We start from the raw sequence: 17622 nt of genomic DNA on the forward strand, positions 1-17622 counted from the left end.
CCGAGCTTGCTCGCGATGAACGATGACGCGGTGTATCTGAGCCCTCGCTGCGCCTGCATCGCGAGCAAGCTCGGCTCCCACAGGTATCTACACAAGGCTTGCAGGTCAACATCGAATCCCCACAGTTTTTGGCAGTCCGATAGATTTTGCGCGAGCCTGTCCCACAGGGATATGCCTACCTCCTACAGCTAATCATCGCCCCGCTCTACGCCCAGCCGTTCATCCCCGCTATACTTGTCGGCTTTCCTGAATTACAGCAATAGGTTCCCGCCGCGCATGGACAAGACCTACCAGCCGCACGCTATTGAAACTTCCTGGTATCAAACCTGGGAATCCGAGAATTACTTCGCCCCGCAAGGTGCCGGTGACTCGTACACCATCATGATCCCGCCGCCGAACGTCACCGGCAGCCTGCACATGGGCCATGGTTTCAATAACGCGATCATGGACGCCTTGATCCGTTTCCGTCGCATGCAGGGTCGCAACACCCTGTGGCAGCCGGGCACGGACCACGCCGGTATCGCCACGCAAATGCTGGTAGAGCGTCAGATCGAAGCGCAGGGCCTGAACCGTCATGACCTGGGCCGCGATAAATTCCTCGAGAAAATCTGGGAATGGAAAGATCAGTCCGGCGGCAACATCAGCCGTCAGATCCGTCGCCTGGGCTCGTCCGTTGACTGGAGCCGTGAGCGCTTCACCATGGACGATGGTCTTTCTGACGCGGTCAAAGAAGCCTTCGTGCGCCTGCACGAAGACGGCCTGATCTATCGCGGCAAGCGTCTGGTCAACTGGGACACCAAACTGCACACCGCCATTTCCGACCTCGAAGTAGAGAACCACGACGAGAAAGGCTTCCTGTGGAACCTGCGTTATCCACTGGCTGACGGCGCGAAAACCGCTGACGGCCTGGACTACCTGATCGTTGCCACGACGCGCCCGGAAACTATGCTCGGTGATGCCGCCGTTGCCGTTAACCCGGAAGACGAGCGTTACAAGGCACTGATCGGCAAGTTCGTTGAGCTGCCACTGGTTGGCCGCCGCATCCCGATCATCGCGGATGAATACTGCGACCCTGAATTTGGCACCGGCTGCGTGAAAATCACCCCGGCCCACGATTTCAACGACTATGAAGTCGGCAAGCGTCACAACCTGCCGTTGTTGAACATCTTCGACAAGAACGCCAACGTGCTGGCCGCAGCGCAGGTGTTCAACCTCGACGGCACGCTGAACGAAAGCGTAGACGGCACCCTGCCTGCCGAATACGCAGGTCTAGACCGCTTCGAAGCACGCAAGCAAATCGTTGCTGCATTCGACGCCGCCGGCCTGCTGGTCAGCGTTGACGATCACGCCCTGAAAGTCCCGAAAGGCGACCGCTCCGGCACTATCATCGAGCCGTGGCTGACTGACCAGTGGTACGTGTCTACCAAGCCTTTGGCTGAACCGGCTATTGCTGCCGTAGAAGACGGCCGCATCGCCTTCGTGCCCAAGCAGTACGAAAACATGTACTTCTCCTGGATGCGTGACATCCAGGACTGGTGCATCAGCCGTCAGCTCTGGTGGGGCCACCGCATCCCGGCCTGGTACGACGAGTCCGGCAAGGTATACGTCGGTCGCGACGAAGCCGAAGTCCGTGCCAAGAACAACCTGGGCCCCGACGTTGCGCTGCAACAGGACAACGACGTACTCGACACCTGGTTCAGTTCGGGCCTGTGGACGTTCTCCACCCTCGGCTGGCCGGAAAAGACCAAGGCGCTGGAAACCTTCCACTCCACCGACGTACTGGTGACTGGCTTCGACATCATTTTCTTCTGGGTTGCCCGGATGATCATGCTCACCATGCACCTGGTGAAAGACGAAGACGGCACGCCGCAAGTACCGTTCAAGACGGTATATGTTCACGGTCTGGTCCGAGATGGCCAGGGCCAGAAGATGTCCAAGTCCAAGGGCAACGTCCTGGACCCGCTGGACATCATCGACGGCATTGAGCTGGAAGACCTGGTGCAGAAGCGCACCTCCGGCATGATGCAGCCGAAACTGGCGAAGAAGATTGAAAAGCAGACTCGCGACGAGTTTGCCGATGGCATCGCCAGCTACGGTACTGATGCCCTGCGCTTCACCTTCTGCTCGCTGGCGTCCACCGGCCGCGACATCAAGTTCGACATGGGCCGCGTTGAAGGCTATCGCAACTTCTGCAACAAGATCTGGAACGCGGCGCGCTACGTGCTGGATAAAGGCGAAGATTGCGGCCAGAACGGCGAAGAAGTCGAGTTGTCCCTGGCTGATCGCTGGATCATCTCGCAGCTGCAACGCACTGAAGCCGAAGTGACCCGTCAGCTGGATCAGTTCCGTTTCGACCTCGCGGCTCAGGCGCTGTACGAGTTCATCTGGAACCAGTATTGCGACTGGTACCTGGAACTCTCCAAGCCTGTGCTGTGGGACGAGAATGCCCCGGTTGAACGTCAGCGCGGTACTCGTCGTACGCTGGTTCGCGTGCTGGAAGTTGCGCTGCGTCTGGCGCATCCGTTCATGCCGTTCATCACCGAAGAAATCTGGCAGCGCCTTGCGCCGCTGGCGGGTGCAGAAGGCAAGACCATCATGCTGCAACCTTGGCCAGTGGCCAACGAAGCACGCATCGATCAAGCCGCTGAAGACGACATCGAATGGCTCAAGGGCCTGATGCTCGCCACCCGTAACATTCGTGGCGAAATGAACATTGGCCCTGGCAAGCCGCTGCAACTGTTCCTCAAGAACGTCAACGCCGAAGACTTGCGTCGCCTGCAGGAAAACGATTACCTACTGAAGAAACTAGCCAAGCTGGAATCCATCACCGTACTGGAAGCAGGCGCAGAAGCACCGCTGTCGGCCACCGGTCTGGTGGGTGAAATGGAAGTGCTGGTGCCGATGGCTGGCTTGATCGACAAAGATGCCGAACTGGCGCGTCTGGACAAGGAAATCCTGCGTCTGCAAGGCGAAGTGCAACGAGTGGGCGGCAAGCTGTCCAACGCTGCCTTCGTCGACAAGGCCCCGCCTGAAGTCATCGCCAAGGAACGCGCGAAGATGGCCGAAGCTGAACAGGCTCTGGGCAAACTGGCTGAGCAGCGTGCGCGGATTGCGAGTTTGTAAATAAAACAGTCAGCCAGCCTTCCACAAGGCTGGCTGATTTATTCAAACCCTGTAGGAGTGAGCTTGCTCGCGATAGCGGTCTGTCATTCACATGATTAGTGCCTGACAAACCGCTATCGCGAGCAAGCTCACTCCTACAGGGTTTTGCGTTTCAACGAGACCTCATCGGCATGACCATCCCGAATACTCCAAAACCACCCCGCAAAAAGCCCAAATCGGCGCAGCCAGGCAAACCTGCCGAGCCCCGTGAAAAAGCCACTTTGCACCCACGCAATCGCCATCAAGGCCATTACGACTTCCCCAAGCTGATCAAAAGCAGCCCGGAACTGGGTCAGTTTCTGATCACCAACCCGTATGGCAAGGAAAGCATCGACTTCGCCAACCCGGCCGCCGTGCGCGTGTTCAACCGTGCGCTGCTCAAGTCGTTTTATGGCATTGCCCACTGGGATATCCCGGCAGACTATCTATGCCCGCCGATTCCTGGTCGCGCTGACTATCTGCACTTCCTCGCCGACCTGCTGGCTGAGCGCAACGAAGGCGTAATTCCTCGCGGCGCTTTGATCAAGGCGCTGGACGTCGGCACCGGTGCAAACTGCGTGTATCCACTGATCGGGCACAGCGACTATGGTTGGCAGTTCCTCGGCTCTGACATTGACCCGACAGCCATTTCTGCCGCCACTGCAATCATCAAGTCCAACAACCTGAGCAAGGCCATCAGCCTGCGTCAGCAAAGTAATCGCAAACAGATCCTGCTGGACCTGCTCAGCAGCGATGAGCGTTTCGACGTAAGCCTTTGCAACCCGCCCTTCCACTCATCTCTGGAAGAAGCACAGCGCGGCAGTCAGCGTAAATGGCGGGCGTTGGGCAAGGCGGACCCGAAACGCAAACTGCCGGTGCTGAACTTCGGCGGGCAATCTCAGGAGTTGTGGTGTGAAGGCGGCGAAATCGGCTTCGTCACTCAACTGATCAAAGAAAGCACCCAAGCAGCGAAACAGGTGTTGTGGTTCAGCACGCTGGTTTCAAAGGCGTCGAACCTGCCGATGATTCAAAGCACACTGAAGAAAGTCGGCGTGTTTGAAAGCCAGGTGGTCGAGATGGGCCAGGGTCAGAAGCAAAGCCGATTCGTGGCGTGGACCTTCCATGACAAGGCCAGACAAGAGGCTTGGCGTCAGGAGCGTTGGGCGTTGAAATAAACAACCGCCACTCACCTGGGGAGCGAATTTATTCGCGAAGACGGCGTTACTCACGATAGATATGCATTGAATGTATCGACCTCTTCGCGAATAAATTCGCTCCCACAGGCCCCGTATTTTCAATAGACAGACACAAAAAAGCCGTGCCCGGTTAACCGGCGCACGGCTTTTTCAACAGCAAGCGTGTGCTTACTTGTTGATCGAGTCGTTCAGCACTTTAGCTGGTACGAACTTGATGACTTTCTTGGCAGCGATTTCGATGGCAGCGCCAGTCGAAGGGTTACGGCCAGTGCGAGCTGGACGCTCGGCAACTTTCAGCTTGCCGATGCCCGGCAGAGTGATTTCAGCGCCGTTTTCCAGTTGGTCGGCAACAATCTGGCCCAATTGCTCAAGAGCATTACGCGCGGTGGTTTTAGGCGCGTCGATAGCTTCTGCGATATCGGCGATCAATTGGTCTTTAGTCAGAGCCATGGTGGTGTTCCTTCCCTATCAAATTCATTTGGATTGCAGAGTGCAGCATCGGCCTGGGGTCAGATCATGAACCCGACCCTCCAGTAGCAGCCACGATTAATCGCGAAATGTAGATACTGAAACCGGGCATTGGTTCGGCCCGAACGCACACAAACTGCGGTGCTTGGCGCGCTATGCTGCGCAAGACGGGGCAAAACTAGCACAGAGCCGAGCAAATATCCGCACTAACCTACCCGTTTGGACAGGATTCTGCCGAATCAGCCAAAAAAAACCGTTCAAACACCACCATGAGAGCTAAAACCAAGGGGTGCAGCCGCGTTTCGCGTCCGGGTGCGTTACACTGACCGCCGTTAACCGAGCAGCGCCGCTCGTCAGTATCCCGCTCACAACCAGCCGAGAAATCCATGCCGATCCGTCATTGCATCGTCCACCTGATCGACAAGAAACCCGACGGTACGCCCGCAGTTCTCCACGCACGCGACTCCGAACTCGCTGAGTCCCAGGCCATCGAGAACATGCTGGCCGACCTCAACGAAAGCTATAACGCCAAACAAGGCAAGGCGTGGGGTTTTTTCCACGCTGAGTCAGGCGCGCATCCATTCAGCGGCTGGCTGAAGGAATACATGGACGGCGGCAAAGACTTCACGGCGTTCAGCCGGGTCGCAGTCGAACACCTGCAAAAGCTGATGGAAGAATCCAACCTGTCCGTGGGGGGGCACGTGTTGTTTGCCCACTACCAACAAGGCATGACGGATTATCTGGTCATCGCCCTGCTGCACCACAGCGAAGGCGTCGCCGTGAGTGAAACCCTGGACGTTACACCGTCTCGCCATCTGGACCTGGGCCAACTGCACCTGGCAGCGCGGATCAACGTGTCAGAGTGGCAGAACAACAAGATGTCCAAGCAGTACATCTCGTTCATCAAGGGCAAGAACGGCAAGAAAGTCTCGGAGTACTTCCGTGACTTCATTGGCTGCCAGGAAGGCGTTGACGGCCCTGGTGAAACCCGCACCTTGCTCAAAGCGTTCAGCGACTTCGTCGAGAGCGAAGACCTGCCTGAAGACTCTGCCCGCGAGAAAACCAAAACCCTGGTCGACTACGCCAGCAGCCAGAGCAAAATGGGTGAGCCCATGGGCCTGGAAGAACTCTCCGGCCTGATCGATGAAGAGCGCCCGCGTGCCTTCTACGACCACATCCGCAACAAGGATTACGGCCTGTCACCAGAGATCCCGGCCGATAAGCGCACTCTTAACCAGTTCCGTCGCTTCACCGGCCGCGCGGAAGGCCTGTCGATCAGCTTTGAAGCGCACCTGCTGGGCGACAAGATCGAATACGACGAAGCCGCTGGCACCCTGATCATCAAAGGCCTGCCAACGCAGCTCACTGATCAGCTCAAGCGTCGCTGAGGACACTCGATCATGCTGATAGGTATCCTGAAGAAGTTCGCCCTGATCATGCTCGTCGTCGTGGTTTATCAGAACTGGGGCAAGATCGAGCACTTCTTCAACCCCTCGGACGCCGTTACCGCGCAAACCCAGGCGCAAGCCCGGGTGGTGATGTACGCGACCGAGTGGTGCGGCTACTGCAAACAGACCCGACGTTTTCTCGACAGCAAAGGTATCCCGTTCAAGGAATACGACATCGAGAAGTCAGATGAGGGACGCAAGGCCTACGAAGCGCTGGGTGGCCGCGGCATCCCGTTGATTGATGTGAATGGCACGATTATTCGGGGGTTTAGTGAAGAGGCGATATTGGCGGCTTTGAAATAAACTCGACCGGTAGGAGCTGCCGCAGGCTGCGAATCACGGTATGTCAGACAGACCGCTTTCGCAGCCTTCGGCAGCTCCTACAGATAACGAATTTCAGTGCTTCTCGATCCGAAAACCAACCCGCGGGAAATGCACATGCACCACACCCGCCCGCTCGTCCTCACGACGCAGAATCAGCTCTTCGCGGCCACTGAACACCAACTCGCCTTCAACCGGATCAACCCCGTAATCAATCGCTGAAACGGTCACGTGATCTCCCGACTTGAAGCCATTGGGATCAGTGAACTGCTCATCCGGCAATGTGGCAGGCGTCGCGTTCAAGGCAATATCAACCGCATCAGCCGAACTCAACTCGCTCGGTGCGCCATGGCCAAAACCCAACACGCGCCCTAACCACGCCGCCACTTCAGGGTAATCATCGACAAACGGCGCAGTCACCGGGGTTTGCTTGAGGAACCACAGGGTATGGGCAACCGAAAAGTCAGCAATCGACGGCACGCCAAACAGGAAGTCGCCATTGCGCTCCAACTGCAACTCCAGGCGCGTCATCAGCGTTGGCCATTGATGCTTGGCCTGCTCGACGGGCAGGCGGGTTGCATTGCCACCTTGGAACAACGCAGCGCGATCAGCGACGAAGGCTTTCACCCCTTCAGGTGGCACCTTGGCGAAGCGCACAGCGAGCGACTCAGGCTGGAACACCAGGCTCACGGCGTGCATGAACATTACTGAGTCGGCCCACGCTGCAAAGCTGGCGACCGTGAACTCCTGCCCTTCCGGGAAGAACGCAGGTGAGGCTTTTTCCTGTTCCAGACGGCGGGCCATCAGCGCTGTGTCGCAATAGATATCCGCGCCGATCTGCAGCACCGGAGTTTTGCGGTAGCCGCCAGTCAACGCGGTCAGGTCGGGTTTTGGCATGATCGAAGGGATACTGACGGAGCGCCAGGACAGGCCTTTGAACCCCAGCATCAAACGGGCTTTTTCGGCGAAAAGCGAAGTGGGGTAATGGTGCAGGATGATGTCGGTCATGGCTGGCTTTCCAACAGAAGGTAAACCAGCAGCTTAACCGGGTATAAGCAACGAGCCTACCCGGCAGCCCTGATGGCAAATCATCACAGCGAGTGATCGAAGACGCAGGCTCTTGTAAGAGCTGCCGCAGGCTGCGAACAACCATGTGTCAGACAACCGCTGTCGTAACCTCCAACTGAAGTGCCTGAAAAGATATAAATCTGTAGGAGTGAGCTTGCTCGCGATAGCAGTGGGTCAGACACCCATTATTTATCTGATGCACTGCTATCGCGAGCAAGCTCACTCCTACAGATTACGTACGCCCGGAGAATTATGGTCAAGGCGCGGAGCAATACCCCGCCGCCAGACACTCCTTCGCACTCTTCCTCAGCTTCTTGATCAACCGCTCCTGACGCAACGCCTCGCCCTTGCTCACACACTGCTCAACATAAACAAGTGCCACTGCCGGGCTGGAATAGAAGTAGCGCGCGCCTTTGCCACTTTGATGAGCAGCGAAGCGACGTTGCGGATCGTCACTGATGCCGCAGTACAACGAGCCGTTTTCAGCACGCACCAGATACACGAACCAGGGTTTGCTAACCGCTGGTTCGGAGGGTTCGTTGAGAGGGGCGGATAGAGCTTCAGACATGACAGCAGATCAATGGCGCGAAAGACACGATTCTATCAGAGGCTCAACGTCCGGCCTGAAACGCCTTGAGGCCCTTCTGCGCCTGAGCTCGGATGGCGTTTTGCACGAAAGGCGTCCAGCCGAGCAACAGGCCTTTGGCTCCCAGCGCCTGTCGGGACCAGCGCCACAGGTCGAATTGATCATGATGCTCGGCGATCTTGCCGTCGCGAAACACGAAGCGCGCCTGGATATCGTTAACCACGGTGTTGCCCGTCTGACTGAACAGATAAGTAGCAACCCAATGTGCAGCGCCACTGCGCTCGTCAGCGCGCACGCCATCAAACGTCAGGGAGAAATCCTTGGCCCGTGACGTGAGCATGCGCCACATGTCGCTGGCCTGCTGGCCGCGCAGTTCGCCAAAGACAGGATCGCTGAACAGCACGTCATCTGTGTAGCAGGCGGCCATGGCTTCTGCGTCAAGGCGGTTGAAGGCCTCGTAGAAGCGGGTAATCAGCGCGTTATTGATCAGGCGTTTATCTTCGTCGCTCATGCATGCAGGTCCATTGGAGCAAAAGGTGCCTGCACGATAAGCGGCATTTGGCCGCTTTACTACAGACATTCACCGGGCAAATTCTGCTACTCAACTTTTTCGCTGGTCACATCGACAAACAACGCGCGCCCCGCGCCCATTCCCGCGATGACTGCACCCAGGCCCAGCACAGCAAATATCCAGCCGACGGCGTCCCAACTGCCGGTCATGTCATGCACGACACCTACGGCGAACGGCCCCATGGCCGCAATCGTGTAGCCGATGCCCTGAGCCATGCTCGACAGGTTGGAGGCCACATGCGAGTCACGCGAGCGCAGAACAATCAATGCCAACGCAAGGCTGAACGTGCCGCCCTGCCCCACTCCCAGCAGAATGCCCCACGCCCACAAACCTTCCAGCGGCGCATAAAGACAGCCGAAAAGACCGGTCAAGGTCAGGATCATCACCAACAGAATTGGCAAACGCTGATCCTTGCCGCGCGTGGCGAGCCATGGGACGCTCAACGCGCTGATGACCTGCACAATGATCGAACCTGACAGCAGCAGCCCCGCGTGTGTCGGCGACAGCCCGCGACCGATCAGGATCGAGGGCAGCCAGCCAAAAACAATGTACGACAGCGACGACTGCAACCCCATGTACAGCGTGACCTGCCACGCGAGGCGATCACGCAGCAGGCCTTTGACGCGATAGACCGCACGATTGCTGTCGTGCGCTTCGCGAGCCTGGGGAAACCAGACAATGGCGGCGATGACTGCAGGCACCAACCAGATACCAAGACCGATCGCCCAACTGTCATTGAAATACTGGCTGAGCGGCACTGTTGAGCCCGCCGCAATCGCCGCGCCCAGACACAACGCCATGGTGTAGACCCCCATCAGAGCGCCAGCTTGCCGAGGGAAGTCGCGCTTGACGATACCGGGCAACAAGACGCCGATAATGCCGATACTGGCACCGGCCACCAGGCTGCCGATGAACAGGCCGGGTTCGCCAAACAAGCTACGCAACGCCAGCCCGCCCGCGAGCGTCAGCAGAATCACCAGCACCACCCGCTCCGCACCAAAACGGCGCGCAAGCAATGGCGCAAGTGGCGCGAACAGCCCCAGACACAACACTGGCAACGTGGTCAGCAACCCGGCCTCGGCGGCGGACATGCCCAGGCTGTCAGACACATCATTAAGTAACGGCGCGATGCTTGAAAGCGCCGGGCGCAGGTTAAGCGCTACCAGCACCAGACCGAGCAAGAGCAGCCAGCGACTTTTAAGCAGTGAGGGTTGATCTTGCAGGGTCGTGCTCGCCGATGGCGCCTTGGTCGTCATTTCATTCTCGTGGGGGCAGGTGATGAAGCAGCGCAGAGCGCCAAAAAGGTGCATCGTGTTGGAGAACGCAGATGAATACAAGTTTTGCGGGGATTGAATACAGATGACAGGCAAGATGCGATCTGATTGTGGGAGCGGTGCTTGCCCGCGAAAAGGCTAGAAGCAATTCACTTTAGATCGCGTCCAGCCTTATCGCGGGCAAGCCCAGCTCCCACAGGTTTGCGCCACTGCAACATCATCAGCCCTGATCCTGCCCTCAAGGCACTTGCCGCAACACTTTTGCCAGACCCCATCCCTTCCACCTGCCAGACCTTTCCGAGAAACTTGTCCCTCACTTGCGCCTGTAAATCCGGCTCACTAGGCTGCGTCGGTCGCTGCACATCAGCGATCGGGTTTAGTAGCCCGGACCAATAGGCGCACAGGTGCTCACCGTTAAGGTGGCTGTGCGCAGGGCATCTTCGGGTGCGCCGGTTTCTCCTATTGTCCGGTCTACTAACCTGCTGCACAGCCGCCACCCTTCGTTTAGTAGCGAAGCGTGCTGGCTCCGTATCCAATAGGAGTTGTACATGCTTAACACCAACACCGATTCAGCCGCCAAAACCATGGCCCATGCCGCCGACCTGCTGCGTTGCGCAGCCGCCACTGCCTATGAGTCCGCCGATCACCTAACCGGCAGTAAACGCGACCTGGCGTTTTCGGTGGTGCACTTGATTGATATGGCGCGCGGGGCCGTGGAGAAATCCCTGCTCAAAACCGAGAATCCTTTGTAGGAGCTGCCGAAGGCTGCGAAAGCGTTATTTCAGACAAATCGATTTCGCAGCCTTCGGCAGCTCCTACAAGAATCCACAATCGCGCAACGCCCTTCGACAATCACAGAAACGCCCTACATAACCCCTGATCGCCCCTCCATAAAATGATCGTCCATTTATTTCAGGACGATCACGCCATGGCTCATCCCATTTACATGACCATCAAGGGCAAAGAACAGGGCGATATCTCCGCAGGCTGTTCGACCCAAGAGTCCATGGGTAACAAATGCCAGGAAGCACACCTGAACGAAATCATGGTGCTGTCCTACACGCATCAGATGGCCAACGTCGCCAACATCGACCGCGCCACGCACATGCCTGTCGTCATTACCAAGAACATCGACAAATCTTCCCCGCTGCTGGCTCAAGCCTTGGCGCAACGCGAGTCCATAACCTGCAAGATCGATTTCTACCGCACCACGCCCAACGGCAGTCAGGAAAAGTTCTATAGCGTCGAAATCCAGGACGCGGTCATCGAAAACCTGATCGTTCAAACGCCTCACGTCACCCTCGATAACGACGCCGAACCCGCCGAACAACTCGCCATTCGCTACGGCGACATCAGCTGGACCCACCACGCAGCAGGGACCAGTGGTTATAGCTACTGGGGTGAGTCTTGATGGCGGATCCCAAATCAAACACTTCAGAGACCAAGCAGCTTAAACAGGCCGCTGTTGCGCTGACGAATCACGCTTGCACGTTGAGCATGCAGCATATTCAGGACGGTATGTTGCGGCTGCAATTCAATCGGGAAGTGGCGTATTACGCGCAGGGGATTGTTAGGGATGTTGAGGGTGGCAAAAAAAGCATCCTGGAAGGATTAAAGGCATTCAGAGATAAACATACATTACTGACAAGCCACCAATGGACAGTCCTCTCTCAATCTGTAGGCCTTGTCGCCGGTGGGTTTCAATTCGCAGGTGGAGTCGCAATATGTACTGCATCAGGTGGACTTGCATGCGCGGGAGGTGCGTTCATGATTGCGCACGGCATGAATAACATCCACGAGAACACCGTTAACTTATGGGAGGGCAGTTCCGATACAGTGGGCGCAACCAGAATGGTGTACCGCAAGCTGGCTGAGGAACGGGGGTACGGAACAGCGGAAGGCGACATTGCTTATGGAGTAGCGGACATCGCAACGTCGCTATACGGTACTTTTAGGAAAACCCTCAAACCTGGCGCATGGCGACTCTATAGATATATAGAAACTGACTACATAAGGGCTTACAAAAGCACACCGAACTGGATTCTAGGCTTCGATGCTGCAGCCGGCGCTTTCACCACGAAAAGCATACATGACGAATTGAAAAAAAATGATTGAGTTCTCGTTATACCTCAGCTTCTTTGCCGTAAGCATAATGCTATTTTTACCTTCAATGTGGGCAAACCAAGCATCATCTGGCACCGACTTCACCATCACCTCATATCGCATATTTTTCACTTATAATATAGCCCTCATGATTATTAACATAGGAATTTCCAGAACAGGAAACATCCCTCTAACAAACATTGAAGATGCTCCATTTGTAGATTTTTTTTCGTTCATCATGGCGCTTGTTTACGGCTACATGATGGCGACACTGAGTAAGCCCACTCAATATACAGAACCCAAGCTTACGCTTTATGTAGCCCGTAATGGAACTCGGAAATCATTAACACTAAATATAGACCTTATAATGTACTACCTAAGAGTCTCAATTCTTGTTTTCGGCGGCGCATTATTCTACACAACGGTTTTTAATTATATTCTATCAGAGTTTATAACACTGAAGCCCGAGCATTGGAGGCTGATTGGGTACGTCACCTACCCCATTTGCGTCCTACTTGGCATTTGGGGCGTACGTATGCACCATAGAAAGCATGGTCGGACGCTGTAGACATATTTAAAAACTGGAAATGCAAAACTTGGACATGACTGAAGAAGTCAAAGATAATGAGTGACTTTTTATTCAACCTATTTTTCGTGATTGGCTGCCTGCTATTTTACTTACCGGCCTTATGGGCAAAATTTGCATTCAGTGGAGAAAACCACACACGGACAAAATCAGTTGCAGCGACACTATACGGCATATTTTTTTCCTATTTACATTGGCGCTTCCTCGAAACAGGGGCTTTGCCATTCCTGGGAGTATACGAGCGAGAGCCTATGGGATGGCTGTCGCTATTTATGATATTGGCACACGCTTACGCCCTACCTGGTGAAAATAGCGTCAGGTCCTGGATGAGGAAAAAGAAGACATGACTCTATGTCTAAAACAAAGCAACAGACCAATCAGACCGCTGAGAAGATCGGTGAGAACCTCAGAGGTGGGTGTTACCAGACAAACCGCCTCGCGAACAAGTTCGCTCCTACCTGTTGAACGGCAATTCCAGCCTTTCCTGCGCCCATAAAAAAACCCGAACTCAACGTCCGGGTTTTTCAGTCCATCACTCAACCAATCAATGCAGGATCTGGCTCAGGAACAGACGCGTACGGTCACTCTGTGGATTGTCGAAGAAGTCGTTCGGCGCAGCCTGTTCGACGATTTCGCCTTTGTCCATGAAGATCACGCGGTTGGCCACGGTGCGGGCGAAACCCATTTCGTGGGTTACGCAGAGCATGGTCATGCCTTCTTCAGCCAGGCCGACCATGGTGTCCAGCACCTCTTTCACCATTTCCGGGTCGAGTGCCGAGGTCGGCTCGTCGAACAGCATGATTTTCGGCTTCATGCACAGGGCACGGGCAATCGCCACACGCTGTTGCTGACCGCCGGAAAGCTGGCCCGGGAATTTATGCGCCTGCTCTGGAATGCGTACTCGTTCCAAGTAGTGCATGGCGATTTCTTCAGCCTTTTTCTTCGGCATCTTGCGCACCCACATCGGGGCCAGTGTGCAGTTCTGCAGAATGGTCAGATGCGGGAACAGGTTGAAGTGCTGGAACACCATGCCGACTTCACGGCGGATGGTTTCGATCTGCTTGAGGTCCGAAGTCAGCTCGGTGCCATCAACGATGATCTTGCCTTGCTGGTGCTCTTCCAGACGGTTCAGGCAACGAATGGTCGTGGATTTGCCCGAGCCCGACGGGCCGCACAACACGATACGCTCGCCCTGACGCACGTTCAGGTTGATGTCCTTGAGCACGTGGAACTGGCCGTACCATTTATGGACGCCTTCCATCCGGATCATGCCTTCGGCGCCCAGAGGCTTGGTGATAACTTCACTCATGTCAAAACTCCTAACGCTTGTGGCCTGTGTCCAGCTTACGTTCCAAGTGCATGGAATAGCGGGACATACCGAAACAGAAGATCCAGAACACCAGGGCTGCGAAGACATAGCCCTCGGTGGCCATACCCAACCACGACGGGTCGGCGGTGGCTTGCTTGACGCTGTTGAGCAGGTCGAACAGGCCGATAATGATCACCAGACTGGTGTCTTTGAACAGGGCAATGAAGGTGTTGACGATGCCGGGGATAACCATCTTCAACGCCTGCGGCAGAATCACCAGGCCCATGCTGCGCCAGTAACCGAGGCCCATGGCCGCGGCAGCTTCGTACTGACCTTTAGGGATTGCCTGCATGCCACCACGCACCACTTCGGCGATGTACGCCGACTGGAACAGGATCACGCCGATCAAGGCCCGCAGCAGTTTGTCGAAGTTCATCCCTTCCGGCATGAACAGCGGCAACATCACCGAGGACATGAACAGCACGGTGATCAACGGCACGCCGCGCCAGAACTCGATGAACGTCACACACACCACGCGCACTGCGGGCATGTTGGAACGACGACCAAGCGCCAGCAAAATACCTAATGGCAATGCACCGGCGATACCGACGGTGGCAATCACCAGCGTCAGCATCAGACCGCCCCACTGGCTGGTAGCCACGTGGGTCAGACCAAACGCGTCGCCGCTCAGCAGGTAGAAAGCAACAATCGGGTAAATGATCAGGAAGCCAATCGCGTAAATCGCTTTACGTGGGAACTTCGAGATAAACAGCGGTGCCGCACCGACGATGGCCAGAATGGCGGTCAGGTCCACCCTCCAGCGCAGTTCGGTCGGGAAGTAGCCGTACATGAACTGGCCAAAACGCTGTTGGATAAATACCCAGCAGGCGCCTTCCTTGGTGCAGTCAGCCCGTGTGGTACCGATCCAGTTGGCGTCCAGCAATGCCCAACTGAGAATCGGCGGCACCACCAGGTAAATCAGGTACAGCGAGAACAAGGTCAGCAGCGTGTTGATCCAGCTGGAGAACAGGTTCTGCCGCATCCACGCCACGGGCCCGAACACTTTGCCCGGTGGTGGCATATCAGGTTTGAAAGTATGAGTCGTCATGCGCGTTTCCTCACCGCTCGATCAGCGCAATGCGCTTGTTGTACCAGTTCATCAGCAGGGAAATGCTGATACTGATCGCCAGGTACACACTCATGGTGATGGCAATTACTTCGATGGCCTGACCGGTCTGGTTAAGCACGGTACCGGCGAACAGCGAAACCATTTCCGGATAACCAATAGCGGCCGCCAGCGAGGAGTTCTTCGCCAGGTTCAGGTATTGGCTGGTCAACGGCGGAATGATCACGCGCAGTGCTTGCGGGATGATGACCTTGCGCAGCGTCGGCCCGGGGCGCAGGCCCAACGAGCGAGCGGCCTCAGTCTGACCATGGCTGACCGACTTGATACCCGAACGCACGATTTCCGCGATGAACGCGGCGGTGTAGACCGTCAGGGCCAGCGTCAGAGAGATCAGCTCAGGGATCAGTACCCAGCCGCCAACAAAGTTGAAGCCTTTGAGCTCTGGCACTTCCCAATGCACCGGGGCACCGAAAATCAGCATGCTCAGAGCCGGAATACCCAGAAACAGCGCCAGACCAGCCCAGAACTTGTGGAACGGTTCGCCGGTCGCTTCAAAGCGCTTGTTGGCCCAACGGGTCATCGCCACGATAGCGACGATAGCCACAATGATGCTGGTCACGAATGGCCAGGCACCTTCGGCGGCAACAGCGCTCGGCATGTTCAAACCACGGCTGCTGATAAAGAACATGTCGAAGTAACCGTGTGCTTGTCTCGGACCCGGCAGCGTCAGGAACACAGCGGTGTACCAGAACAGGATCTGCAACAACGGCGGGATGTTACGGAAGACTTCCACGTAGACGGTTGCCAGCTTGCTGATCATCCAGTTCGGTGACAAGCGTGCAACGCCGATGATGAAGCCCAGGATCGTGGCCAGGAAAATACCGATGACCGACACCAGCAGCGTATTAAGCAAGCCGATGACAAACACACGGGCATAGCTGTCCGCTTCCGTGTAATCGATCAAATGCTGCGCAATGCCAAACCCGGCACTGCGTTCAAGAAATCCAAAACCCGAGGTAATACCACGGTGCTGGAGGTTGGTCTGGGTGTTGTCGAACATGAACCAGCCCAACGAGACCACTGCCAATACGGTGATGATCTGAAATAACCACGCGCGCACTTTTGGGTCGCTCAAAGAGAGCTTTTGCTTGGGTGCGACGATTTGCTTTTCCATGAAGTGCCCCAGGAAAAATGAAACAAAACGGCGCCCGACAGCCGGTGAAGGCTGGCGGGCGCCGGGTCAATCAACGAATTGGTGGAGCGTACTGGATGCCGCCGGCATTCCACAGAGCGTTCTGGCCGCGCTTGATTTTCAGCGGGGTGGATTCGCCCAGGTTGCGTTCAAACACTTCGCCGTAGTTACCGACTTGTTTAACGATCTGTACTACCCAGTCTTTCGGCAGTTTCAGGTCGGCACCGTAAGCGCCATCAGCACCCAGCATACGGGCAACGTCAGGGTTCTTGGTGGACTTGGCTTCAGCTTCAACGTTTTTCGAAGTCACTTTGGCTTCTTCGGCGTTGAGCATTGCGAACAGGGTCCATTTCACAATGGAGAACCACTCTTCGTCGCCTTTACGCACGACTGGGCCCAGAGGCTCTTTGGAGATAACTTCTGGCAGAACCACGTAGTCAGCCGGGCTGGCCAGTTTGCTGCGCTGTGCGTACAGCTGCGACTGGTCGGAGGTCAGCACGTCGCAACGGCCGCCTTCCAGGGACTTGGCGCTTTCGTCAGAGGTGTCGAAAGTGATCGGGGTGTATTTCAGACCGTTCGAACGGAAGTAGTCGGACACGTTAAGCTCGGTGGTAGTACCAGCCTGGATACAGATGGTCGCGCCATCCAGTTCCTTGGCGGACTTGACGCCCAGCTTGTTGTTTACCAGGAAGCCGATGCCGTCGTAGTAAGTCACACCAGCGAATACCAGACCCATGCCCGAATCGCGGGAGCTGGTCCAGGTGGTGTTACGCGACAGAATGTCGATCTCGCCCGATTGCAGCGCGGTGAAACGCTCTTTGGCGTTCAGTTGGCTGAATTTTACTTTGGTGGCGTCACCGAAAACGGCAGCAGCAACAGCGCGGCAGACGTCGGCGTCGATACCGGTGATCTTACCGGTAGCATCAGGAACGGAGAAACCTGGCAAACCGTCGCTCACACCGCACTGTACGAAGCCTTTCTTCTGAATGGCGTCCAGTGTTGCGCCCGCCTGAGCGAAACTGCTAACACCGAGTGCTGCTGCAGCGGCTACTACGGCCAGGGTGGATTTCAACATCTTCATTCAAACCTCCAGTTTTGCTCTTTGTTGTTTAGGCGCTTCAATCCCGTCGCACCCTTGTGAGGCATTGACGACCCGTGCTGGCTTATTTTTGGGTCATCCGACTTTGAGCCAAATCATCAGCCGTGCGTGAGGTCATCTCATCGCTCGCACTC

General features: G+C 56.1%; 15 protein-coding genes and 1 pseudogene. 7 read left to right on the forward strand and 9 right to left on the reverse strand.

Annotated elements, in window-relative coordinates; all coding sequences use genetic code 11:
• Positions 1-276: 276 nt before the first annotated feature.
• Both AUC61_RS08610 and rlmF read left to right on the forward strand, forming a co-directional pair.
• Positions 277-3123 carry a valine--tRNA ligase gene (locus AUC61_RS08610; RefSeq protein WP_243245524.1) on the forward strand — a complete coding sequence of 949 codons (2847 nt, stop codon included), beginning with the start codon at positions 277-279 and terminating at the stop codon, positions 3121-3123.
• Between the two features lie 170 nt (positions 3124-3293).
• A complete protein-coding gene (gene rlmF / locus AUC61_RS08615; RefSeq protein ID WP_243245525.1) occupies positions 3294-4316 on the forward strand; it encodes a 23S rRNA (adenine(1618)-N(6))-methyltransferase RlmF in 1023 nt (340 codons plus the stop codon).
• A gap of 189 nt (positions 4317-4505) precedes the next feature.
• Here the strand turns inward: rlmF and AUC61_RS08620 are convergent, their stop codons facing one another.
• Entirely contained in the window at positions 4506-4787 is a 282-nt protein-coding gene (locus tag AUC61_RS08620) for an HU family DNA-binding protein (protein ID WP_027900723.1), read from the reverse strand.
• A 404-nt stretch (positions 4788-5191) separates the two neighbouring features.
• Between AUC61_RS08620 and yejK the strand changes: the two genes are divergently transcribed.
• Together yejK and AUC61_RS08630 are read left to right on the forward strand one after the other, a co-directional pair.
• Positions 5192-6193 (forward strand): nucleoid-associated protein YejK, encoded by a 1002-nt coding sequence (gene yejK, locus AUC61_RS08625; RefSeq protein ID WP_027900722.1) that lies wholly within the window; start codon positions 5192-5194, stop codon positions 6191-6193.
• A 12-nt stretch (positions 6194-6205) separates the two neighbouring features.
• A complete protein-coding gene (locus AUC61_RS08630; protein WP_243245526.1) occupies positions 6206-6556 on the forward strand; it encodes a glutaredoxin family protein in 351 nt (116 codons plus the stop codon).
• Positions 6557-6649: 93 nt separating this feature from the next.
• On the opposite strand, the gene AUC61_RS08635 is transcribed toward AUC61_RS08630, so the two are convergent.
• The 4 genes from AUC61_RS08635 to AUC61_RS08650 all read right to left on the reverse strand — a co-directional run bounded on the left by AUC61_RS08635 (position 6650) and on the right by AUC61_RS08650 (position 10055).
• Positions 6650-7582, reverse strand: a complete 933-nt coding sequence (locus AUC61_RS08635) for a glutathione S-transferase family protein (protein ID WP_243245527.1) — start codon at positions 7580-7582, stop codon at positions 6650-6652.
• A gap of 316 nt (positions 7583-7898) precedes the next feature.
• Complete coding sequence (locus AUC61_RS08640) at positions 7899-8210, reverse strand: GIY-YIG nuclease family protein (RefSeq protein ID WP_243245528.1); 312 nt, start codon at positions 8208-8210, stop codon at positions 7899-7901.
• Positions 8211-8253: 43 nt separating this feature from the next.
• Positions 8254-8739 (reverse strand): nuclear transport factor 2 family protein, encoded by a 486-nt coding sequence (locus AUC61_RS08645; RefSeq protein ID WP_243245529.1) that lies wholly within the window; start codon positions 8737-8739, stop codon positions 8254-8256.
• Between the two features lie 86 nt (positions 8740-8825).
• Positions 8826-10055, reverse strand: a complete 1230-nt coding sequence (locus tag AUC61_RS08650) for a CynX/NimT family MFS transporter (protein WP_243245530.1) — start codon at positions 10053-10055, stop codon at positions 8826-8828.
• Positions 10056-10642: 587 nt separating this feature from the next.
• On the opposite strand from AUC61_RS08650, the pseudogene AUC61_RS08655 reads away from it, so the two are divergent.
• The 3 genes and pseudogenes from AUC61_RS08655 to AUC61_RS08665 all read left to right on the forward strand — a co-directional run.
• A pseudogene (locus AUC61_RS08655) lies at positions 10643-10825 on the forward strand (DUF6124 family protein); the annotation flags it as partial.
• Positions 10826-11001: 176 nt separating this feature from the next.
• Positions 11002-11484 (forward strand): Hcp family type VI secretion system effector, encoded by a 483-nt coding sequence (locus tag AUC61_RS08660; RefSeq protein ID WP_243245531.1) that lies wholly within the window; start codon positions 11002-11004, stop codon positions 11482-11484.
• Positions 11484-12188: a DUF4225 domain-containing protein gene (locus tag AUC61_RS08665; RefSeq protein WP_243245532.1), complete on the forward strand. Its 705-nt coding sequence runs from the start codon at positions 11484-11486 to the stop codon at positions 12186-12188. The genes AUC61_RS08660 and AUC61_RS08665 overlap by 1 nt, the downstream gene beginning before the upstream one ends.
• Positions 12189-13306: 1118 nt before the next feature.
• On the opposite strand, the gene AUC61_RS08670 is transcribed toward AUC61_RS08665, so the two are convergent.
• The 4 genes from AUC61_RS08670 to AUC61_RS08685 all read right to left on the reverse strand — a co-directional run bounded on the left by AUC61_RS08670 (position 13307) and on the right by AUC61_RS08685 (position 17470).
• A complete protein-coding gene (locus tag AUC61_RS08670) occupies positions 13307-14071 on the reverse strand; it encodes an amino acid ABC transporter ATP-binding protein (RefSeq protein WP_027900712.1) in 765 nt (254 codons plus the stop codon).
• A gap of 10 nt (positions 14072-14081) precedes the next feature.
• Entirely contained in the window at positions 14082-15179 is a 1098-nt protein-coding gene (locus AUC61_RS08675) for an amino acid ABC transporter permease (protein WP_095101374.1), read from the reverse strand.
• A gap of 10 nt (positions 15180-15189) precedes the next feature.
• Positions 15190-16371 (reverse strand): amino acid ABC transporter permease, encoded by a 1182-nt coding sequence (locus AUC61_RS08680; RefSeq protein ID WP_027900710.1) that lies wholly within the window; start codon positions 16369-16371, stop codon positions 15190-15192.
• A 70-nt stretch (positions 16372-16441) separates the two neighbouring features.
• On the reverse strand, positions 16442-17470 hold the full coding sequence (locus AUC61_RS08685) for an amino acid ABC transporter substrate-binding protein (RefSeq protein ID WP_027900709.1): 1029 nt from the start codon (positions 17468-17470) through the stop codon (positions 16442-16444).
• Positions 17471-17622 lie beyond the last annotated feature (152 nt).

Origin of the sequence: Pseudomonas maioricensis, assembly GCF_022790535.1 — a bacterium.
In the GTDB taxonomy this organism is placed as follows: domain Bacteria; phylum Pseudomonadota; class Gammaproteobacteria; order Pseudomonadales; family Pseudomonadaceae; genus Aquipseudomonas; species Aquipseudomonas maioricensis.

Excerpts from the sequence above, each read along its gene's own strand:
- AUC61_RS08635 (WP_243245527.1), bottom strand. The coding sequence starts at position 7,582 with ATGACCGACATCATCCTGCACCATTACCCCACTTCGCTTTTCGCCGAA.
- AUC61_RS08645 (WP_243245529.1), bottom strand. The coding sequence starts at position 8,739 with ATGAGCGACGAAGATAAACGCCTGATCAATAACGCGCTGATTACCCGC.
- AUC61_RS08620 (WP_027900723.1), bottom strand. The coding sequence starts at position 4,787 with ATGGCTCTGACTAAAGACCAATTGATCGCCGATATCGCAGAAGCTATC.
- AUC61_RS08640 (WP_243245528.1), bottom strand. The coding sequence starts at position 8,210 with ATGTCTGAAGCTCTATCCGCCCCTCTCAACGAACCCTCCGAACCAGCG.
- AUC61_RS08665 (WP_243245532.1), top strand. The coding sequence starts at position 11,484 with ATGGCGGATCCCAAATCAAACACTTCAGAGACCAAGCAGCTTAAACAG.
- AUC61_RS08675 (WP_095101374.1), bottom strand. The coding sequence starts at position 15,179 with ATGACGACTCATACTTTCAAACCTGATATGCCACCACCGGGCAAAGTG.
- AUC61_RS08660 (WP_243245531.1), top strand. The coding sequence starts at position 11,002 with ATGGCTCATCCCATTTACATGACCATCAAGGGCAAAGAACAGGGCGAT.
- AUC61_RS08680 (WP_027900710.1), bottom strand. The coding sequence starts at position 16,371 with ATGGAAAAGCAAATCGTCGCACCCAAGCAAAAGCTCTCTTTGAGCGAC.
- AUC61_RS08685 (WP_027900709.1), bottom strand. The coding sequence starts at position 17,470 with ATGAAGATGTTGAAATCCACCCTGGCCGTAGTAGCCGCTGCAGCAGCA.
- yejK (WP_027900722.1), top strand. The coding sequence starts at position 5,192 with ATGCCGATCCGTCATTGCATCGTCCACCTGATCGACAAGAAACCCGAC.
- AUC61_RS08670 (WP_027900712.1), bottom strand. The coding sequence starts at position 14,071 with ATGAGTGAAGTTATCACCAAGCCTCTGGGCGCCGAAGGCATGATCCGG.
- rlmF (WP_243245525.1), top strand. The coding sequence starts at position 3,294 with ATGACCATCCCGAATACTCCAAAACCACCCCGCAAAAAGCCCAAATCG.
- AUC61_RS08610 (WP_243245524.1), top strand. The coding sequence starts at position 277 with ATGGACAAGACCTACCAGCCGCACGCTATTGAAACTTCCTGGTATCAA.
- AUC61_RS08650 (WP_243245530.1), bottom strand. The coding sequence starts at position 10,055 with ATGACGACCAAGGCGCCATCGGCGAGCACGACCCTGCAAGATCAACCC.
- AUC61_RS08630 (WP_243245526.1), top strand. The coding sequence starts at position 6,206 with ATGCTGATAGGTATCCTGAAGAAGTTCGCCCTGATCATGCTCGTCGTC.